The 352-nt window shown below is 67.9% G+C and carries 1 protein-coding gene; it reads right to left on the bottom strand.

What is annotated here, in order from left to right; all coding sequences use genetic code 11:
• Positions 1–352 (bottom strand): SDR family NAD(P)-dependent oxidoreductase (locus O5O46_RS35180; protein ID WP_269859757.1); only part of this gene is annotated, 352 nt, incomplete at both ends.

The following is a 352-nucleotide window of genomic DNA, read 5'->3' as shown; positions in this document are numbered from 1 at the left end:
TGACAGCCGCATCCACCTTCGGCCGCAACACCTCACTGACACGCTCCGCAGTCAACGACTCGATGACACCGTCATCCAGCACACCAGCGGTATGCACCACCGCCGTCAACGGACGCTCCACCGGAACCGCCGCCAACGTCACCGCCAACGCATCCCGATCAGCCACATCACACGCCGCCCAAGTGACATGCGCACCCAACCCGGCCAACTCGGCGCCCAGTTCAGCCGCACCCTCCGCCGCCGCACCCCGCCGACTCACCAGCAGCAGATGCCGCACATCGTGCTCGGCCACCAGATGCCGAGCGACAAGGCCACCCAGCGTGCCAGTCGCGCCGGTGACCAGCACCGTGCC

Source organism: Streptomyces sp. RPT161, from assembly GCF_027533845.1.
GTDB classification, from domain to species: domain Bacteria; phylum Actinomycetota; class Actinomycetes; order Streptomycetales; family Streptomycetaceae; genus Streptantibioticus_A; species Streptantibioticus_A silvisoli_A.
Note: the sequence above shows the minus strand (reverse complement) of the source record. Positions and strands in the feature narration are given on the sequence as shown.